At 50.6% G+C, this 20100-nt stretch carries 20 protein-coding genes; 11 read left to right on the top strand and 9 right to left on the bottom strand.

Annotation, left to right across the window (positions count from 1 at the left end; translation table 11 throughout):
* Window positions 1-81: 81 nt before the first annotated feature.
* The 3 genes from ACIDE9_RS07835 to rsgA are packed head-to-tail and all read left to right on the top strand — an operon-like array spanning window position 82 to window position 2502.
* Complete coding sequence (locus tag ACIDE9_RS07835; protein ID WP_411993992.1) at window positions 82-1329, top strand: M48 family metallopeptidase; 1248 nt, start codon at window positions 82-84, stop codon at window positions 1327-1329.
* Window positions 1326-1625: a c-type cytochrome gene (locus ACIDE9_RS07840; protein WP_194753426.1), complete on the top strand. Its 300-nt coding sequence runs from the start codon at window positions 1326-1328 to the stop codon at window positions 1623-1625. Before ACIDE9_RS07835 ends, ACIDE9_RS07840 begins: the two co-directional genes overlap by 4 nt.
* A 1-nt stretch (window position 1626) precedes the next feature.
* On the top strand, window positions 1627-2502 hold the full coding sequence (gene rsgA, locus ACIDE9_RS07845; protein ID WP_411993993.1) for a ribosome small subunit-dependent GTPase A: 876 nt from the start codon (window positions 1627-1629) through the stop codon (window positions 2500-2502).
* 94 nt (window positions 2503-2596) lie between these two features.
* Here rsgA and ACIDE9_RS07850 read toward each other — a convergent pair whose 3' ends face one another.
* The gene (locus ACIDE9_RS07850; protein WP_194753424.1) at window positions 2597-4468 is read right to left on the bottom strand and encodes a PQQ-binding-like beta-propeller repeat protein; all 1872 of its coding nucleotides are present in this window, start codon (window positions 4466-4468) and stop codon (window positions 2597-2599) included.
* A gap of 363 nt (window positions 4469-4831) precedes the next feature.
* Here ACIDE9_RS07850 and ACIDE9_RS07855 point away from each other — a divergent pair, with 363 nt between their 5' ends.
* Window positions 4832-5941, top strand: a complete 1110-nt coding sequence (locus tag ACIDE9_RS07855) for a GntR family transcriptional regulator (RefSeq protein WP_411993994.1) — start codon at window positions 4832-4834, stop codon at window positions 5939-5941.
* Between the two features lie 323 nt (window positions 5942-6264).
* Here ACIDE9_RS07855 and ACIDE9_RS07860 read toward each other — a convergent pair whose 3' ends face one another.
* The 5 genes from ACIDE9_RS07860 to ACIDE9_RS07880 form a co-directional block, all read right to left on the bottom strand.
* A complete protein-coding gene (locus tag ACIDE9_RS07860) occupies window positions 6265-6792 on the bottom strand; it encodes a PepSY domain-containing protein (RefSeq protein WP_194753423.1) in 528 nt (175 codons plus the stop codon).
* A 178-nt stretch (window positions 6793-6970) separates the two neighbouring features.
* A complete protein-coding gene (locus tag ACIDE9_RS07865; protein ID WP_411993995.1) occupies window positions 6971-7765 on the bottom strand; it encodes a thymidylate synthase in 795 nt (264 codons plus the stop codon).
* Window positions 7766-7785: 20 nt separating this feature from the next.
* Entirely contained in the window at window positions 7786-9219 is a 1434-nt protein-coding gene (gene thrC / locus ACIDE9_RS07870) for a threonine synthase (RefSeq protein ID WP_411993996.1), read from the bottom strand.
* Window positions 9220-9246: 27 nt separating this feature from the next.
* Window positions 9247-10560 carry a homoserine dehydrogenase gene (locus tag ACIDE9_RS07875; protein WP_411993997.1) on the bottom strand — a complete coding sequence of 438 codons (1314 nt, stop codon included), beginning with the start codon at window positions 10558-10560 and terminating at the stop codon, window positions 9247-9249.
* Window positions 10561-10616: 56 nt separating this feature from the next.
* Window positions 10617-11843 (bottom strand): pyridoxal phosphate-dependent aminotransferase, encoded by a 1227-nt coding sequence (locus ACIDE9_RS07880; RefSeq protein ID WP_194753408.1) that lies wholly within the window; start codon window positions 11841-11843, stop codon window positions 10617-10619.
* Between the two features lie 173 nt (window positions 11844-12016).
* On the opposite strand from ACIDE9_RS07880, the gene ACIDE9_RS07885 reads away from it, so the two are divergent.
* The gene (locus tag ACIDE9_RS07885; RefSeq protein WP_411993998.1) at window positions 12017-12409 is read left to right on the top strand and encodes an Mth938-like domain-containing protein; all 393 of its coding nucleotides are present in this window, start codon (window positions 12017-12019) and stop codon (window positions 12407-12409) included.
* An 8-nt stretch (window positions 12410-12417) separates the two neighbouring features.
* Here the strand turns inward: ACIDE9_RS07885 and ACIDE9_RS07890 are convergent, their stop codons facing one another.
* Entirely contained in the window at window positions 12418-12963 is a 546-nt protein-coding gene (locus ACIDE9_RS07890; protein ID WP_411993999.1) for a DUF1439 domain-containing protein, read from the bottom strand.
* 79 nt (window positions 12964-13042) lie between these two features.
* On the opposite strand from ACIDE9_RS07890, the gene ACIDE9_RS07895 reads away from it, so the two are divergent.
* Complete coding sequence (locus tag ACIDE9_RS07895) at window positions 13043-13540, top strand: type II secretion system protein (protein ID WP_411994000.1); 498 nt, start codon at window positions 13043-13045, stop codon at window positions 13538-13540.
* 72 nt (window positions 13541-13612) lie between these two features.
* Here the strand turns inward: ACIDE9_RS07895 and fabB are convergent, their stop codons facing one another.
* Both fabB and fabA read right to left on the bottom strand, forming a co-directional pair.
* The gene (fabB, locus tag ACIDE9_RS07900; protein ID WP_411994001.1) at window positions 13613-14839 is read right to left on the bottom strand and encodes a beta-ketoacyl-ACP synthase I; all 1227 of its coding nucleotides are present in this window, start codon (window positions 14837-14839) and stop codon (window positions 13613-13615) included.
* 36 nt (window positions 14840-14875) lie between these two features.
* Window positions 14876-15391 (bottom strand): 3-hydroxyacyl-[acyl-carrier-protein] dehydratase FabA, encoded by a 516-nt coding sequence (fabA, locus tag ACIDE9_RS07905; RefSeq protein WP_024929930.1) that lies wholly within the window; start codon window positions 15389-15391, stop codon window positions 14876-14878.
* Window positions 15392-15657: 266 nt separating this feature from the next.
* Between fabA and ACIDE9_RS07910 the strand changes: the two genes are divergently transcribed.
* From ACIDE9_RS07910 to ACIDE9_RS07930, 5 genes are read left to right on the top strand one after another with little or no spacing between them, the layout of a single operon-like run.
* Complete coding sequence (locus tag ACIDE9_RS07910; RefSeq protein WP_194753403.1) at window positions 15658-16674, top strand: AAA family ATPase; 1017 nt, start codon at window positions 15658-15660, stop codon at window positions 16672-16674.
* 21 nt (window positions 16675-16695) lie between these two features.
* Window positions 16696-17553, top strand: a complete 858-nt coding sequence (locus ACIDE9_RS07915; protein WP_411994002.1) for a DUF58 domain-containing protein — start codon at window positions 16696-16698, stop codon at window positions 17551-17553.
* Window positions 17554-17565: 12 nt separating this feature from the next.
* Window positions 17566-18546, top strand: a complete 981-nt coding sequence (locus tag ACIDE9_RS07920; RefSeq protein WP_194753401.1) for a hypothetical protein — start codon at window positions 17566-17568, stop codon at window positions 18544-18546.
* On the top strand, window positions 18546-19532 hold the full coding sequence (locus ACIDE9_RS07925; protein WP_194753400.1) for a vWA domain-containing protein: 987 nt from the start codon (window positions 18546-18548) through the stop codon (window positions 19530-19532). The genes ACIDE9_RS07920 and ACIDE9_RS07925 overlap by 1 nt, the downstream gene beginning before the upstream one ends.
* Window positions 19517-20056, top strand: coding sequence for a hypothetical protein (locus tag ACIDE9_RS07930; RefSeq protein WP_411994003.1), 540 nt, complete (start codon window positions 19517-19519; stop codon window positions 20054-20056). The genes ACIDE9_RS07925 and ACIDE9_RS07930 overlap by 16 nt, the downstream gene beginning before the upstream one ends.
* The last annotated feature ends 44 nt before the right edge of the window (window positions 20057-20100 follow it).

Raw genomic sequence — 20100 nt, forward strand, 5'->3', positions numbered from 1 at the left:
ATTATATTCAGTTCAGTGAACAAGGTGGAGTTAAATCCATCAAAATAGCTAACTGTCACCACTTACAAATCACCCTTTGCTATGTCCGCACTCTTTACTCAAATTTTTGTCGCCGTGATTATCGTCAGCCTCGCTATCCGTGTCTGGCTGGGCTTGCGCCATGTGCGTCATATCCAGCAACACCGCCAGCAGGTCCCTGCCGCGTTTAGCCAGACCATTAGCCTGGAAGCACATCAACGCGCCGCCGATTACACCACGGCCAAGGTCAAGCTGCGTTTGAACGAAACCGTGATCGAAGCGGTGATTCTCTTGGCCTTGACATTGGGTGGGGTCTTGCAGGTGCTAGACCAGGCCTGGCAACAATGGTTGCCTGCGCACGACATTATTCGCGGCGCATTGGTGATTTGTTCTGCGATGCTGATTTCTGGCGCGGCTACCCTGCCATTTGATTACATCCAGACGTTTAACGTGGATGAAAAATTCGGCTTTAACAAAATGTCGCGTGGCATGTTTTTTGGTGACCTGGTAAAACATACGATTGTTGGCCTGCTGCTTGGTGGCCCCATCCTCTTCATCGCCCTGTGGCTGATGCAAGGGGCTGGCGACTGGTGGTGGCTCTACCTGTGGCTGATCTGGAGCGCCTTTAACCTGTTTATGCTGGCCGTGTACCCGATCTGGATCGCACCCTTGTTTAACAAGTTTACGCCCATGCAAGATCAATCCCTGAAAGCCCGTATTGAAGCATTGTTGCAAAAATGCGGCTTTGCCAGCCAAGGCCTGTTTGTCATGGACGGTTCCACACGTTCTGGCCACGGTAACGCCTACTTTACCGGTTTTGGCAAAAACAAGCGCGTGGTATTTTTTGATACCCTGCTGGAGAAACTCAGCGCCGACGAAATTGAAGCCGTATTGGCGCATGAACTGGGCCACTTCAAGCATCAGCATGTCATCAAACGTATCGTCATGATGTTTGGTCTGAGCCTGCTGGGCTTGGCTCTGCTGGGTTACCTGATCAAACAAGAGTGGTTTTTTACCGGCCTGGGCGTGGCAGACGCCAGCAATCATATGGCTTTGCTGTTGTTTGTGCTGATATCACCGGTATTCATGTTTATTCTGCGTCCAGTATTAGCCGCCTACTCACGCACCAATGAATTTGAAGCCGACCACTATGCGGCACAGCAATCCAGGCCACAGTTCTTGATTGATGCACTGGTCAAGCTCTATCGTGACAATGCCTCAACACTGACGCCTGATCCATTACATTCAGCGTTTTACGACTCGCACCCACCTGCCAGCCTGCGCATTGCCAAACTGCAAACCTACGCATGAAATACCTCCTGCTGATCAGCTTTATCCCGGCGCTTGCAAGCTTCAGCGCAAGCGCGGCGGATAACACGCTGCAAGCAGGACAAAAACTGGTCGACACGCATTGCATCAATTGTCACGCCAGCAGTTATGGCGGCGATGGCAGCGGCATTTATACCCGCGACTACCGAAAAGTACGCTCGCTGAATGGCCTGAAAGCCCAAGTCACCAACTGCAATACCATGCTCAACCTGAAATGGTTTGATGATGAAGAGCAGCAAGTGGTACAGTACTTAAATCACTCCTACTATCATTTCTAGCATGTTCCAAGAAGGTCTTATCGTCGCTGCCTATGGCAAGCGCTATAACGTTGAATTGCCAGATGGCCGCATTCTGAGTTGCGTCACCCGTGGCAAAAAAGTTGATAACGCAGCAGGCGACAGGGTCACAGTCACCTTAACGGCCGATAAGGAAGGGGTGATCGAAAAAACCGCAGAACGCAACACCCTGCTCTATCGCAGCAATGCGTTCAAAAGCAAAATCCTGGCGGCTAACGTCACGCAAATCCTGATTGTGCTGGCAACCCAGCCCAGCTTTTATGAAGACCTGCTGAATCGTTGCCTGGTCGCGGCTGAAGCCGCAGGCATACGCGCGGTGATTATCCTCAACAAATGTGATTTACCTAACCCGCAAGCGATGCAAAAGCTGGCGCAATATGCGGCGCTGGGTTATCACACCTTGCAACTCAATGCCAAAGAGTCTGTAGACAGCCTAAAACCTTTACTGAGCGGTCACACCAGCGTGCTGGTCGGCCAGTCTGGCATGGGAAAATCCACTATTATTAACAGCCTGTTACCTGAGGCACGTAGTAAAACACAGGAAATCAGTGCCACCCTCGATAGCGGCAAACACACCACCACGGCGACGCATTTGTATCACCTGGACAGCGATAGCGCCATTATTGATTCCCCTGGCTTACAGGAGTTTGGCCTCTACCACATCGAAGAGGCAGACCTGGAATATGCGTTTGTTGAGTTCAGGCCCTTGATTGGCCATTGCAAATTCAACAATTGCACGCATACACATGAACCAGAGTGCGCCATCTTAGAAGCCTTTAAAAACGGCCAGATTGCGCCAGAGCGCTTGCAGATTTTCCAGCAAATCCGTACGGAAAACACCGTGCAAATCTACGGTTAAAACCACCCGCCTTTAAACTAAAAGCAAAAAAATACCCTGCCTAAGCAGGGTATTTTCAGCATACGTATTGCTACGTGTGACTTAGGTCGAGAAATTACAGAGCGAACACATTCAGTGCACCGCCGCCAGGCGCAGCGTTGTACTTAGTCAACTCTTTGTAACCACCAGCAGCACCCAGTGCGTCTGTGTCAGTGGTCATGCCCAAGTTCATCGCAACACCAGCCCAACCACCGATACCAGACAAGATACCGACGTATTGCTTACCTTTGTTGCCATAGGTGAAGGCGTTACCAATCGCACCAGAACCAACCTGGAACTTCCACAGCTCTTTACCTGTTTGTGCGTCAACCGCTTTGAACCAGCGATCCAAGGTACCGTAGAACACGATATTCGAAGCAGTCGTCAACGCGCCACTCCAAGCAGAGAATTTCTCTTTGTTGTACCAGACTTTTTTGTTGGTCATTGGGTCATAAGCAGCAAAACCACCCATCACGCCGTCTGGACCAGCAAACATAGTCAAAGTAGCACCAACCCATGGTTGACCAGCCACGTATTTAGACTCAACTGGCTCGTATGTCATACATACGTGGTTCAGTGGAGAATACATCAAGCCTGTTTTTGGTGAGTAAGCAGCAGGTTGTTGGTCTTTAGTCCCCAAAGCAGCCGGGCAAATACCCTTAGCATTGTAGTCCTGGTGTGTAGAAGCTGCAGCCAGTTTGTCAGGCACGCCTGTTTTCAGGTCAACGTTGTTGGCCCAGTTCACAAATGGATGTACTTTTTCAGCCGCAATCAAAGAACCAGTGCCTGCATTCCAGGTGTAAGCAAAGCCGTTACGATCATGGTGCCAGGCGTAAGTTTTGCCACCTTTGTCGAACAGGATGACTTCGTTCACGCCATCGTAGTCCCACTCATCGTGTGGTGTCATTTGCATCGCCCATTTAGCTACGCCGGTGTCCAGATCACGTGCAGTCACAGTCATAGACCATTTGTTGTCGCCTGGACGCACATCCGGGTTCCATACGGATGGGTTACCAGCACCGTAGTAAACCAGGTTGGTACGTGCATCATATGGCCACCAGCCCCATACGGAACCGCCACCATGTTGCCAGCCGTCTTTGATCGCTTGTGGTTTCAACCAGGTACGTGTACCCAATTCTTTTTCGCCACCTTTGATCTGGTCAGCAGACAGGCGTTTGAAAGAACCGCCCTCTTTGTTACCACCGTTCACGTCTTGGTAAACTGACAAAGCGTTGTACAAAGGATTGTCTTTGTTGGTATTTGCGTCATGCAATGTTTCAGCGTCTGGGCCTGTTGAGTAGGCTTTCCATGCCAAAGAACCATCTTTTGCATTGTATGCAGCGATAAAGCAACGTACACCGAACTCAGCACCTGAGCAACCGGTCAATACTTTGTCTTTGATCACGTGTGGCGCGTTAGTGTTTGTTGCACCCACTTTTGGATCAGTGTTTTTCACTTCCCAGACTTTTTTGCCGTCTTTAGCATCCAGCGCTACCAGCAAGCCATCGTTTTGTTGCAGGTAGATCTTGCCATCGCCGAAACCCAGGCCACGTGTCACGTTGTCACAGCACAGGACGGCTTGCACGCTTGGGTCTTGTTTAGGGAAATAGGACCAAACGATTTTCTGGTTATCGTTCAGATCCAGGGCGTATACGTTGTTAGGGAAAGCAGTCACGATGTACATCATGTTGCCAACCACAATTGGAGAACCTTCGTGACCACGGTTAACACCGGTTGCGAATGTCCAGGCCATTTTCAGGTTTTTGATATTGCCTTTGTTGATTTGTGCCAGTGCGCTATAACCCTGGTTATTGTGCTGACCACGTGGATGTGCCCAGTTGTTTGAGTCTTTCATTGCAGCTTCCTGGTCAGCAGCAGCATAGGCCATTGCTGGCAAAGCAAGCGCGACGCTGGCTGCAATACCAAAAGCAGTTTTCATTTTGATCATAGTTATATCTCCGGAAGAAAAATCCCAAAAGGATCCATCACAAATTGCAATTAAAAATTGCGCTGTGCTTAAAATTGCCACTGGCACTAGGATTTCCAGAGCTGTTACTTATCCCGTGAAGGATAGATGTCACTTGATTAAGCGCTTGTAACTGTAATATAAATAGCCCCCCGAAACAGCCAGCCAGTTTTGGGTTTTATTCATGGGCCAGATAAGGAATTTTTCCGAAAACTTTATAGAATTGCTTTTTTTTTGTATCATTTTGCTATCGAAGGCCATGTCCTAGTGTGCCCTTCAGGTAATGGTGCCGTCCAATGTGAATGGCGGTGCCTTTTTACTTGATTATGAAGGTAGACACTGACTGTGCTGAGACCCTGGCATTACTCACTGGTATTGGACAAAGCTTCCCCGCATTCCATCCACCAGCAACTTATAGAACATTTCCGCGCCATGATAGAAGGCGGTGCATGGCTAGGCGGCAGTGCCCTGCCCAGCTCGCGCGATATCGCGCAACGTTTGGGCATCAATCGCAAAACGGTTTCACGGGTATATGAAGAGCTTTCTGCACAAGGGCTGATTTATACCCAGCCCAAACGCGGCACCTTTGTTTCGCAGACGCCACGTTCTGAAACGCCTGGCCCACCACGTCCTCGTGCATCGATGCCTGCACGCCCAGAGCATGATAATGCCACCAGCAGTATTTACCAGTTAATCCAGAAAACGACGGCGCACCACATTCGCCGCGTAGCTTTACATATGCACAAGCTACGACCGCATGACTATGATGTGACCGGCTTATTTAACCTCAAGCATATGCTGGCCAACCTGCTCGCACACGAAAGACGCTACCTGGTGTCGCCTGACCATATCACCTGCGGTACCTGGCCGGTGCTGCAAACAGCCTTGATGCATCACCTGAGCCTGGCTGATGGATGCCTGCTATTAGACCATCGCGCAAGCGCAGAACTGGAAAGAAGTCTGGAAAGATATGGCATACAGGTACTGCGCCTGCCTGCCATTGCAGATGGCCAGGCACACGGCTTTATTGAGCAAGTTGAAAAGTACTGCATCAACTACCCTATCTCTGCGCTATGGTGTGACACATCGACATTATTCGAAGCACAGACCATAGACACATCACAAGCACTGGTCGCACAAAAGTTAGCTGATTATCGCTTGTTGCTGATTGATGATCAACGCGCGCACCTGCCATTTGTGCAGCAGCAACAGCCGCTCTCGAGCCGGTATGCCAAAAGCATACTGCTTGGCAGCCTGTATGGCGAATGTTGTGATATGTTTAATCTGTGCTACCTGGCCAGCAACCTAGGTTTTACAAGCGATTTTATTCACGAACTGAATGTGCAACAACAGCAATCGTCCTTACTCAATATGCTGGCGCAAAGCGAGCTCATTAAGCGGGGTGAATACAAAAAACTGCTAACGACCATTCATCGTTTTTTGCAACAGACTTAAGCTAGCAACAAAGAAATGCCGGTTCACAGCATTCAAACAACAACCAATCTGGCTGATATCAACCACCATAAATTCAGGAAAAACTCCTATTTACACAAAAAATAGGCTTTCCAATCATCCAGTTAAATTTTGTTCGCGGCGTGGCACGCTAAATGCTGAATAGGGATTGGGAGTGAGCTATCACTAGGACCGATACCAGCAGACTGCATATCAGCTGGTATCGGGGTAGACACTCCCTCACTTGCATATTGATCTCATGCAAAAAAGGCACCGCAGATGCGGTGCCTTTTGCTTGGTCACTACTTAATTGAGCGAGCCAGTAATTACTCTTGGCCGATTTGGTAAACTTCGTAGCTGGTTTCTACGATTTTACCGGTCGTTGCGTCAACTTCGATTTTCACTTCTTCGTTGTCGGCTTCCAGGATGTCAAATTCGTAAGAAGCTTTGCCGTCTGGCTCCAGCTCATACTCCACTTCAACCACTTTACCTGGATGCGCAGCCAATGCTGTCGCTTTGGCCTCTTCTTCAGACACTTTAGCTAACGCCTTGAATCTTTCATCATCGGCAGTCACTTCTTCTTCTACTTCAGTGATTTTGCCAGTTTTCGCATTGCACTCGATATCCCAGGCTTTACCGTCGTTAGATTGCACGTCAAACTCGTATACCAATTGCTTGCGCTCAGACTTGGCTTCCAGCTTAACGATTTTGCCATCGTGCTTGGATAATGCCGCTTTTACGCACTTGCCCAGGCTGTCGTAAGCCTTTGGTTTGATGGTTTCGTGGTCGGCGAATGCTGGACCGGATAACACACCGCATAACGCGGCCGCTAATAATGACGCTTTCATTTGCATAATGATCTCCTTGTTTAAAGTCATGAATGAAAAAACGCGAAACACGCGCTAGGGACGCATGTTTCGTGAATTCATAACGCGAAAAGGATAACAAAAACGCCGTAAGCTTTTGAAAATATTACACCTTATTAACAAAATGGCTACAGTCAGCCATTTAATCAACCGTCAAACCGCTGGACTACACGGCCACTGGCGCCTTGATGGCTGGATGCGGATCGTAATTTTCCAAGGTGAAGTCTTCAAACTTGAAAGCGAACAGGTCTTTCACATCGGGGTTAATGCGCATATGCGGCAATGCACGTGGCGTACGCGACAATTGCTCTTTGACCTGCTCCATATGGTTGCTGTAAATATGCGCGTCGCCCAAGGTATGCACAAAGTCACCCAATTGCAAGTCGCACACCTGCGCCACCATCATGGTCAACAAGGCGTAAGACGCGATATTGAATGGCACGCCGAGAAAAATATCTGCACTGCGCTGATACAACTGGCAAGAGAGCTTGCCATCAGCGACATAAAACTGAAAAAACGCATGGCACGGCGGCAATTTCATGCGCTCGACGTCTGCTACGTTCCAGGCTGAAACGATTAAACGACGCGAATCAGGCGTGTTCTTGATCTGGTTAACCACTTGTGTGATCTGATCGATGTGCGTGCCGTCCGGCTTGGGCCAATTACGCCATTGATAGCCATAGACCGGACCCAGGTTGCCTTGTTCGTCTGCCCACTCATCCCAGATTTTAACGCCATGCTCTTTGAGGTAAGCAATATTGGTGCTGCCCTGCAAGAACCACAACAGCTCGTGGATAATTGATTTTAAATGGACTTTTTTGGTCGTCAGTAGCGGGAAACCCTCAGCCAGGTTAAAGCGCATCTGGTAACCAAACACCGAGGTGGTGCCGGTGCCGGTGCGATCCGTTTTCACATGACCATGTGCAAGCACGTGGTTCAATAAATCATGATACTGCTGCATAGACCGGCTCCCGCTAAGCGTTAAGTATTGGCGATGATAAAGGCTTTAATGGCATCGACACTGACATCCATGACCGTTGAGGTTTGTGGCAAGTCTTCCAGGCCCACCAGACTGGCTGGACGCTCAGGTTTTTCGCCCAATGCCTCGACAATCGCATCTTCAAACTTGGCTGGCAAGGCGGTTTCCAATACCAGCATAGGCACGTCGGCTTTGCGGTGTTCCAGCGCCACTTTCAGGCCATCAGCGGTATGCGTATCAATCGTGACGCCATATTGTTCTTTGGTCGCGCGTATGGTTTGCATACGGTGCGCATGATTGCTATGCCCAGACACAAAACCAAACCCGGCAACTTTGCTGAAATAGCCTTGCGCATTCAAGTCAAACTGGCCACCCGTATCTACTGCTGACCATAGCTCGCGCACTTTGCCACCATCCTGGCCAACCAGGTCATAAATAAAACGCTCAAAGTTAGAGGCTTTACTAATATCCATAGACGGGCTGGAGGTGTGGTAAGTATTGGCGGAACCACGCGGTGCGTAAACGCCGGTATTAAAGAACTCGTCCAACACGTCATTTTCGTTGGTAGCCACGACTAACTGGTCGATTGGCAAGCCCATCATGCGCGCAATATGTCCGGCGCAAATGTTGCCGAAGTTGCCGCTAGGCACGGTAAAGCTGACTTTCTGGCTGTTATTTGCCGTCACCGCCAGGTAGCCTTTGAAGTAGTACACAATCTGCGCCGCAATACGGCCCCAGTTGATAGAGTTCACGGCACCGATTTTATATTGCGCCTTGAATACGTGGTCATTGGACACGGCTTTCACCATATCCTGCGCATCATCGAACACGCCCTTCACAGCAATATTGAAAATATTGTCGTCTTGCAGGCTGAACATCTGCGCGGTCTGGAAGCGGCTCATTTTCTGGTATGGCGATAACATAAAGACGCGCACGCCTTTTTTACCACGCATGGCGTATTCGGCCGCAGAGCCCGTATCGCCTGAAGTCGCGCCCAAGATATTGGTGGTCTGGCCAGTTTTGGCCAGCACATATTCAAACAGATTACCCAGCAATTGCATGGCCATGTCTTTAAACGCCAATGTTGGGCCGTTGGACAGGCTTAACAGGTAAAGGTTATCTTCCAGTTTGAGCGTAGGCGTGATGTCTTCAGCGTTTTGGCCAGCGCGCGCATATTGATACACCTCGGCACGGTAGGTCTTATCAATGATCGCCTTCAGGTCTACGTGCGGAATATCACTGTTATCCACCAGGCGTGACAGGATGGCAAAGGCCAGTTCACGGTAATTCATACCGCGCATGGCGGTCAAGTCAGCATCACTGAATTGCGGATATTGCTCGGGCAGGTACAAACCGCCGTCTGGCGCCAGGCCACCCAGCAAAATTTCACTAAATGTTAAAGCAGGCGACTGCCCGCGGGTACTGATATATTTCATTGCATTAACCTATGCTCAAAACCTTAATTAGCGTGACAGTGCTTCCATGCGGATTTTCGTCACACCGGCGGCGATAGCAGGCAGTGCCTCAATATTGGCAATCGCTGCATCCATGATCTTTTCTTGCGTCGTGTGCGTCAAGATTACGATATCGGCTTCTGACTCGCCCTCGGCTGGCTCTTTTTGCAGCATGGCATCAATCGAGATTTGCAGATCCGCCAGCACCTTGGTGATATCTGCCATCACGCCTGGTTTGTCAGAAGCACGCAAGCGCAGGTAATAGGCTGAATGCACTTCGGCAATCGGCAAAATCGGCAACACTTGCTGCTGGTCTAACTGATAGCCCAGATAAGCCACACGCTGCTCAGCCTTGGTGCCTTGCAAGCGGGCAATATCCACCAAGTCAGCCACCACCGCACTGGCGGTCGGCTCAGCGCCTGCACCGGCACCGTAATACAAGGTTGGACCAACTGCATCGCCTTTAACCACAACAGCGTTCATGGCGCCATCCACGTTAGCAATCAGGCGCTTTTCAGGAATCAGCGTCGGATGCACACGCAGCTCAACACCAGCCTCGGCTTTTTTGCTGATGCCCAGCAATTTCACGCGGTAACCCAACTCCTGCGCATATTGAATATCTTTAATGGTGAGCTTGGTAATGCCTTCGGTATACGCATGTTCAAACTGCATCGGCATGCCAAAGGCAATGCTGGCCATAATCGTCAGCTTATGCGCGGCATCGATCCCTTCCACGTCAAAGGTCGGGTCTGCCTCAGCATAACCCAGACGTTGCGCTTCTTTCAGCACATCGGCAAAAGCCAGGCCTTTGTCGCGCATTTCAGTCAGGATAAAGTTGGTCGTGCCATTGATAATGCCAGCCACCCACTCCACCTTGTTGGCACTTAAGCCCTCACGCAAAGCTTTGATGATAGGGATACCACCGGCTACCGCTGCTTCAAAGGCGACAATCACGCCCTTGTCAGCCGCGGCTTTAAAAATCTCGTTACCGTGCACAGCCAGCAAGGCCTTGTTAGCGGTCACCACGTGCTTGCCATTGGCAATCGCGGTTAACACCAACTCTTTAGCCACGGTGTAGCCGCCGATCAACTCGACGACGACATCGATTTCCGGGTTATTCACCACCGCGAAGGCATCGTCAGTCACGGCCACCTGGCCGCCAGTCACCTGTTTTGCCAGCTCAAGATTGCGGTCAGCCACTTGCACAATACGGATATTGCCACCAAGACGGCGTGCGATATCTGCCTGGTTACGCGTAATCACGGTATAGGTACCGCCACCCACTGTGCCTATGCCCAACAACCCTACTTTTAACTCTTTCATACTCATACTCACCATTAATGGCTTGCGCGCACGCTTACCTTATTTTGAATGTTTCTTTATTTTGCATGCTTCTTGCGATAGCTATCCAGATAGCGGCCTATGCGCGTCATGGCTTCTGTCAAGTCGTCTACATTGGGTAAGAAAACCACCCTGAAATGGTCAGGTGTTTTCCAGTTAAAGCCAGTGCCCTGCACCAGCAACACCTTTTCTTCCAGCAACAGGTCGAGAATAAACTGCTGGTCGTCCTCAATCGGATACATCACCGGATCCAGCTTGGGGAACAGATACATGGCTGCCGCCGGTTTGACACAGGTCACGCCCGGCATGGCAGTCAGCATGTCATAGGCCAAATCACGTTGTTTGCACAAACGGCCGCTAGGTGCTACCAGGTCGTTAATACTCTGGTAACCACCAAGCGCCGTTTGAATGGCTAACTGCCCCGGCACATTGGCACACAAGCGCATGGAGGCTAGCATGTTTAAGCCTTCGATATAATCTTTGGCATCTTTTTTATCGCCGGAGATAATCATCCAGCCTGAGCGGTAGCCACAAGCGCGATAGTTTTTAGACAAACCGTTAAAGGTCACAAACAGCACATCATCGGCCAGTGAGGCGATAGATGTATGTGTGTTGCCGTCATACAGCACCTTGTCGTAAATCTCGTCGGCAAAAATCACCAGGCCATGGTGACGCGCGATCTCGATAATGCCTTCCAGTGTTTCTTTGGGGTACAAGGCACCGGTCGGGTTATTCGGGTTGATAATCACGATGCCTTTGGTGTTGGCCGTGATCTTGTTTTCAATATCAGCCAAGTCAGGCAACCAGCCGGATTGCTCATCACAGACATAATGCCGCGCCGTGCCGCCCGCCAGGTTCACCGCTGCCGTCCATAAAGGGTAATCCGGCATAGGCACCAGAATCTGGTCGCCATTATTGAGCAGGCCCTGCATGGCCATCACAATCAGCTCGGATACACCGTTACCGATGATGATGTCGTCTATGGTCACGCCTGCAATATTTTTTTGCTGGGTGTAATGCATGATGGCTTTGCGCGCCGCGAACAACCCTTTGGAATCCGTATAGCCTGAGGCGTGGTCCATATTGTGGATCACGTCCTGAACGATTTCTTCTGGCGCATTAAAGCCGAATGGCATCGGGTTGCCGATGTTCAGCTTGATAATGCGCTGTCCGTCTTCTTCCATCTGGCGCGCACGTTGCAATACCGGGCCGCGGATGTCGTAACAGACATTACTGAGTTTGCTGGATTTATTGACTGGCTTCATCGCTGGTTAACAAACACATCTGGCGTGTGTTAAGCTCTTAAAGTAAAACTTTCATTCTACCTGCAAACCCTTGCTACATCAATGAACCTTAGCCCTTTGCCAGACTCTGAATCGGTAGATTTAAACAGATTTTTTGTCATGGGCAATTTGCAGGCGAATCACGATTACCGCTTATGAAACTACACCTACATACCAGCGAACAGCAATATCAAATTAATGGCGTCGATAGCGACGCGGTGATCATTAATCGCCAGCGCTATACACAGCCGGTGATTGTCAGCGAACAAGCCTTAAGTACAGACTGGTTTCAGGGAGCATGGGAAACATTGGATGCGGAGCAATTAGCTGCGATACTGGACTTTCGTCCGGAAGTGGTATTGCTAGGTACGGGCGATAAACAGCGTTTTATTCACCCTCGGCACACACAAGCATTCCTGGCAGCGAACATCGCCGTGGAATGCATGACCACGGCTGCGGCCTGCCGCACCTTCAACATCCTGACCGCCGAAGGCCGCAAAGTCGTTGCCGCTCTGCTACTGGAATCCCACCTGGCAGCATCCGTATAAACGCCCGACTACTGCGGCTTGAGTGTTACCTGCAAACCATCAGCCGTCACTTGTAAATCGGTAGGCTGGTAATGGCGGCCCGCGTAGCTTAAATCCTCAGGCTTCACTTCATATAACACCAGTTGGTTCAGCCATTTGCCACTCAGACTTTGAGCCAATTGCTGCACCAGGCCATTCCACTCGCTATTGGCGCCATCCAGCTTGAAGGAATCCACGGCAGGCTGATCAAGCACCACGGCATTGCGTGCCTGGTCAAACTTAACCAAACCAGACACTCCCAGTTTGCCGGTAGCCGCGTTGGATAACAAATCACTTTGTACGCTGGCATCCATCAGGGTATGAATCCGGCCTGAGGCAGGATCCATCGAAACCAATGCATTGGAAAGCTGGACATGAAACACCTTCATGACGGTGAGTGGTTTTGCCAGCTTGTGATTGAGTTTTTGCTGTAACTGGGCGGTGTTCATTTTCACCGTACGATCACCCATACTCACACAGTGAGTCAGCAACAACCCTAGCAAAACTACCGTGCAGAAGCTTTTTAAAAAACGCATTTGTAAGCCTTATTTAACACTTGCAACATTCGACAAAAATTGACAATCACGCAGACTGCATACGATAAGATCGTGTGCAATGAAAAAAATTTCACGCACCTCATCTGGTTTTACCCTGATAGAAATGATCGTCGTCATGCTGATTCTATCAGCGCTGGCGGTGACTGCCTATGCGCGTATTTCGCAGATTGATACACAAGCCAGGCTGGCCGCTTTGCAAGCGTTTAAAGCCAATGTGCTGGCCGTCGCCACCATGGCCAAGGGTGTGTGCATGTCAGACCCGCAATGCGATGGCAATCAGAATGCGCCATCCGCCGTGATAGAAGGCAATACAATTTACTTTAGTCATGGCTATCCGGTTGGCTGGCTGGGCAATGCAGATGGGGCTGGGACCTTGTCTAAGTTAGTGGATGCCGGGAAATTCTCGGTGCAAGCAGCGCTGTCTGATACCAATCATGCCACCTATACGTTGCAGGGCGCCAGGGACAGCAATCACTGCAAACTGGAATACACCATCACCACGGGCTCAGCCAATGCATCTGGCCTGAACGTTACCATAGACAGCTCCGGCTGTTAACGAACCAAGCCATCAAAAAAGAAAGGCAGTGTGCCTTATCAACACACTGCCCGTTCAATGCTTGCAGAGACTTTAAAGATTTTTGGTCGATAAAGTCAATGTGGCATTGGTGCCACCAAAACCAAAGCTGTTAGACAACGCAGTTTGAATCCGCGCCGAAGCAATCGGGCTACGCACAATATTCAAGCCTTCAGCTGCAGGATCCAGCGTCTCAATATTGGCAGAGGCTGCAATAAAGCCGTGCTGCATCATCAGCAAAGTGTAAATCGCCTCATTCACACCCGCAGCGCCCAACGCGTGGCCAGACAATGACTTGGTCGAGGCAATGGCTGTCTTGCTATTGTCACCGAACACGGTACGAATCGCTTCCAGCTCCTTGGTATCGCCCAACGGCGTACTGGTACCATGCGTATTGATGTAGTCGATGTCTTCCGGATTAATGCCCTGCAATGCCTGTTGCATACAGCGCACAGCGCCTTCACCACTTGGTGCCACCATGTCATAACCATCTGACGTTGCGCCGTAGCCAATCACCTCGGCATAAATCTGTGCGCCACGTGCTTTGGCGTGCTCATACTCTTCCAGTACGACAATACCGCCGCCGCCGGAAATCACGAAGCCATCGCGGTCGGCATCATAAGTACGGGATGCTTTTTCTGGTGTTTCGTTATATTTGCTAGACAATGCGCCCATGGCATCAAATAGGTAGCTCATGGTCCAGTGTTCTTCTTCACCACCACCAGCAAACACAATATCTTGCTTGCCCAGTTGAATTTGCTCAACACCCGCGCCAATACAGTGCGCACTGGTTGAACAGGCAGAGCTGATGCCGTAATTCACACCTTTGATTTTAGCGCCAGTCGCCAGGCAAGCGGCAATCCCGCTGCTCATGGTTTTGGTCACCATATAAGGGCCAACACGGCGAATGCCTTTTTCTGCCAGCGTATTGGTGCCGTCCAGCATACTTTCAGTAGACGTGCCACCTGCACCGACAATCAGGCCGGTACGCACATTTGAAACCAGGTCTTCCGGCAAGTTTGCATCAGCAATTGCTTCCTGCATCGCCAGCCAGGCGTAAGCATGGCCCTTGGCCATAAAACGCAACAGCTTGCGATCAATCAAGGCTTCAACATCCAGATTTTTGATCGAGCCTGCCACATGCGAACGCAAACCGCGCTCGGCATATTCAGGTTGATAAGTAATACCGGAACGGCCTGCTTTCAGGCTGCCCAGCACTTCCTGTTTGTTATTACCAAGACTTGATACGATACCAAATCCTGTAATCACTACGCGACGCATTGCGCCTCCCATTCACTTCAAAAACTGTAAAGACGACTAGAAATTGTCCGTGCTGGTAAATAAACCGACACGCAAATCACTGGCATTATAAATCTCGCGGCCATCCACTTCCATACGTGCATCGGCAATACCCATCACCAGCTTGCGCATGATCACACGTTTTAAATCAATGTGGTAGCGCACCAGCTTGGCTGATGGCAATACCTGGCCGGTAAACTTCACTTCACCAGAACCCAGGGCACGGCCACGGCCAGGGCCACCTTTCCAACCCAGGAAGAAGCCAACCAGTTGCCACATGGCATCCAGGCCCAAACAGCCAGGCATCACCGGGTCACCGGTAAAGTGGCATTCAAAAAACCACAAATCAGGACGAATATCGAGCTCTGCAATAATTTCGCCCTGGCCGTATTTTCCACCCTCGTCAGAAATCTTTACGATACGGTCAAACATCAGCATTGGTGGTAATGGCAATTGTGCGTTACCTTCGCCGAACATTTCGCCGCGGCCGCACGCCAACAAATCCTCTTTGCTGAAACTACTTTTTCTAGTCATGTATTTTTAGATTTTTAGTATAAAACAATATTTTCGCCGGAAATTGCGTTTAGTGAAAGCTTTTTGTCATCCAATAACTATACCGACCTGTATACTTTTTGGAAGAATATAGGTAGTATTCACTAAATTGTTACTGAATTTTACAACTTGATAATGACCAGCCTATCAGGCTTTAAAGGATAATTTCGCATCATCAAGCCGTTTTCAATTACAAATTAGTTACAATTCAGCACCAACTAACGTTCAACCTTATCAGGAAATCAGGCATGCAAGATCAACAACTAAACGATTGGCGTACCCATGCGCTCACATTAGAGTCGGAAGTTAACAAAGTCGTCGTCGGTCAGGAAAATCCAGTACGCCTGATCACCACTGCCGTATTTGCACGCGGCCACGTGTTGCTGGAAGGCGATGTCGGTGTGGGTAAAACCACTTTGCTGCGCGCCTTTACGCGCGGCATTGGCGGCGGTTACCAACGGATTGAGGGTACGATTGACCTGATGCCAAATGATCTGGTGTATCACACCTATCTGGGTGAAGATGGCAAACCTCATGTGAGCCCAGGCCCACTGTTGATGTCCGGCCAGGATTTATCGATTTTCTTTTTTAACGAAATCAACCGCGCCCGCCCGCAAGTACACTCACTGATGTTGCGCGTGATGGCAGAACGCACGCTGACGGCTTTTAATAAAGAACATTACTTCCCGCACATGCTGGTTTTTGCTGACCGCAACCAGGTCGAGCGTGAAGAAACCTTTGATATCCCGTCTGCGGCGCGTGACCGTTTCATGATGGAAATCCCGATTGTGGTGCCGCCTGCGCATGACATTATGGAGTCATTGATTTTTGACACACGCTTCCACGATGTAGACCAGCTGATTTCCAACGTGCCCGCTGACATTCTCAAGTTTGACCAGTTAAACAGCTTCGCCAAGGTCATCCAGGAAAATATCCAGGCCAGCCCTGCCCTGCGTAAATATGCGCTGGACTTGTGGTTAGCAACTAAAGACCCAGTGGCTTACGGCGTCAAAGTATCCAATGTCGATATGAAACGCCTGGTACTGAGTGGCGCCAGCCCGCGTGGGATGGGCATGTTGCTGCGTGCGGCCCGCGTTAACGCCTGGCTCAATAATCGCCAGGCCGTGGTGCCGGAAGACATTCATGCCGTGTTCCACGAAACAATTGCGCACCGCCTGGTATTCAGTCCGGTTTACGAAATGCGCCGTACCGAAATCGCACGCGAATTGCTGACCGGCATTATCAATGCCGTCGCAGCACCTTAAAGTTTTTGTTGCTGGAACGTTATGGAAACCATTAAGGAATTCAGCTACCACATCGGCTGGCGTTCCCGTTCGCGTCGCCCTGGCCGCCACAAGAGCAACCAGCGCGGTATGGGCATGGAGTTTCGTGGCCACACCACGTTGCTGTCATACCCTGACCCGCGCCGGATCGACATCCGCCAGACCATCCGCGACCCGATGGAGCAGGTCTATGTGCGTATCTTTAACCAGAAAAGCGCCACGCCGGTATTTGTGATGTGCGATATGTCGGGCTCCATGCAATATGGCACACCGCACACCAAACTGGTCACCGCCGCCCATATCACCCGTTCGGTGGCACAATCGGCTAGCCGCAATACGGATCCGGTCGGTTTTATAGGCTTTGATGATGATGTGCATGACGAATGGCTGAGCACGCTCTCGCTGCGCCCGCACACCATGTTTGACCTGGCGGACCGCCTGGAAAACCATTTACCGAATGAAGTCGGTGCAGGCGCGCTGCTAGAGAGCGTACGCCTGTTGCCTCGCGAACGCTCGCTGATATTCCTGGTATCTGACTTTCATATGCCGCTGGAGCAGCTGGAAGAAGCGCTGCTACTGATGCTGCGCCACCATATCGTGCCAGTGATCCTATGGAACAGCACCGAATACAAAGAGTTGCCGGAGTTTGGCATTACCAGTATCAACGACCCGGAAACTGGTGAACGGCGTACCTTGTTCCTGCGCGCTTCTTATCGTGAACGTATCCTGGAAGCGTTTGCGGCCAGACGCCAGGCGATTGAAGATATTTTTATGAGATTTGATATGCAGCCATTTTTTGTGGAAGACGCGTTTGATGCAGACCTGCTCACCGACTACTTCCACCAATATGTGCCTGCCTGAGGAAAGCGACCGATGAAAGCGCGCAACCATTTATTGTCATTATTTCTCGCATCGACCTTGCTCTGCACCGCATTGAGCAGCGCGGCCGATGTCGTTCTACCTTCGGTAGACAGCAAGTTTGTCAGCGTTAAAGAAATCAACCCCAGCCGCGATGCCGGCTATGTGGTCGGCGACAAATTGCAACGCACCATGATACTGACAGTCAAACAGCCTTACGACCTGATCAAGGAATCGCTGCCTATCGTTGGTTATGAGCACAGGTACCGCGGCCAGGTATCCGGCATAGAATTGACTGCCATTGACGTTGAGGAACAACGTGAAAGCAAGCAATCCGTCTATACCATTCACCTTGAATACCAGGTGTTTAAAATCGGCCGCGTCGCCAAACCGGCCATTTTAAGAGGCGAAATCGTCAAAGTGCGCCAGCAAGGCAGCAAAGACGTCAAACAATTCCGCATGCCATCGTTTAACTTCCGCACTTCACCGCTCTCGGTGTATGGCGAGGTCAACCTTAAAAATGAAATGAGCCCTTTTGTGGCGCCACTCAAACTGCATGCAGACAAAGAATGGCTGGCCCTCAAAGTCGCGGCAGGCGTGTTAGCCGCCAGCCTGTTGGCTTTGTTATACATCTTAGGCGCACGCACCTGGCTGCCATATATGGGCGGCGCCTTTGCCAAAGCCTATCGCAAGATCAACAAACTGCCTGAAGATGAACAAGGCTTGCAACAGGCTATTTCAACCGTGCATGCCGCTTTGCACCAGGTGGCAGGCCACAGCGTATTTGGTAATGGTGTTGAGCGGTTTTTACAAACCAAGCCCGCTTTTGCTGTAGCCAAACCAGATATCGAACGGTTTTTTGCGCTATCACGCCAGGTGTTTTTCGATACCAACACACCGCTAGAGCTGGGCATGCCGCCCAAACAATGGCTGAAAAAGTTCTGTCGCCATATGCGTGACTGCGAGCGCGGCTTACGCCCTGAGGTAAAAGCATAATGGCATTCACACATCCCTGGCTGCTATGGGCGCTGCCATTAGCGCTATTGCCACTATTGCTGGAGCGTGCACACAGCAGACATTATTCGTGGATAGGTCTGCTGCCGCCGGATCCACTGTCCAGTACCATCGGATTTCTGCTCAAGGTGCTAGCCGTGGTCAGTATCTTGTTTATCATTCTGGGCCTGGCCGGGCCACACAGCCTGGAACAACAAATTGAACGCACTGGCATCGGCGCGCAGATTGGCCTGGTGCTGGACCGCAGCGCCAGTATGGATGACCCGTTTGCAGGCGATAAGGACGGCCATGTCGGTGAAACCAAGTCGGTCGCAGCGGCCCGCATCATGACCAGCTTTGTCGAGCACCGTAGTAACGACATGATGGGCCTGATCACCTTCAGCAACTCTGCCATGTATGTGCTCCCGCTGACTGAAAACAAAGAGGCCATGTTATCCGCCATTCAGGCCACCGCAGGCAACTCCTTGTTTCAAACCAATATTGGCGGCGGCTTAACCAGCGCGGTGGAACTGTTTAAAGATGTGCCGGACTCTGGTTCGCGCGTCATCATCCTCATTTCGGATGGTGCGGGCCGTGTCAGCGACATGGTGCAGCAAAAACTGCGTGACTGGCTGCAACGCTACAACATTGGCCTCTACTGGATCGTGCTACGCCAGCCTGGCGGCGTCACTATTTTTGACCCGAAATATGCCGAAAGCAGCTACGACGGCCCGATGCCTAGCGAGGTCTTGCTGTACCAGTTTTTTCAAACCCTGCGCACACCTTTTAGCGCTTATGAAGCGGCTGACCCCAAATCACTCGAAGCCGCGATTGCCGACATTAATAGCAAAGAGAAAAAGCCGATTCAATACCTGGAGAAAATTCCAGGCCACGATTACACCAATGTCTGTTACTGGATTGCATTTGTCATGATTGCTTTCCTGCTGGCGGTTAAATATCTGGAGATACACACATGGCGCTCAGCGTAAATAAACTGGTGACCGGCCTGCTGGTCGTGGCAGTCGCGTCACTCGCCACCATGGCTTATAGCTGGCAACGCATACAGCAGGTAGAAGCCTTCAACGAAGCCGTGATGGCCGCCAAAAGCCCGCAAACCGACCAGCAAAGCTTTGAGGCAAAGTTTGCTGTCGCCTATTGGCTAGGCAAAAACGAGCGCTATAAAGAGTCTACATTGCTGTTCACCAAGCTCATAGACCAGGCCAATGCCAGCCAACGAGCGGCCATATTGCACAATGTAGGCAATATGTTCTTCCTGCGCGCCATCCAGTTAACGGGCGGCAACGACAACAGCACGCGTGACGAGCTTGAATACCTGCTGTCACAAGCGGCCACCTCTTACAAAACGGCCCTCAAGGCAGATAACCGTAATTGGGGTACACGTCGTAACTTTGACCGCGTACTGGGCCTGCTGCCGGAAAAACCGACCCCAGGCGTGGGCGAATCAGACAACCCTGGGCTGATCATGGGCAATATCCCTAACGGCTTGCCATAACAAGTTGTGTGTAACGCGTAAATCATTTGACTGAACATTATTGA

The organism is Methylophilus sp. 'Pure River' (assembly GCF_046765995.1).
Lineage (GTDB): Bacteria > Pseudomonadota > Gammaproteobacteria > Burkholderiales > Methylophilaceae > Methylophilus.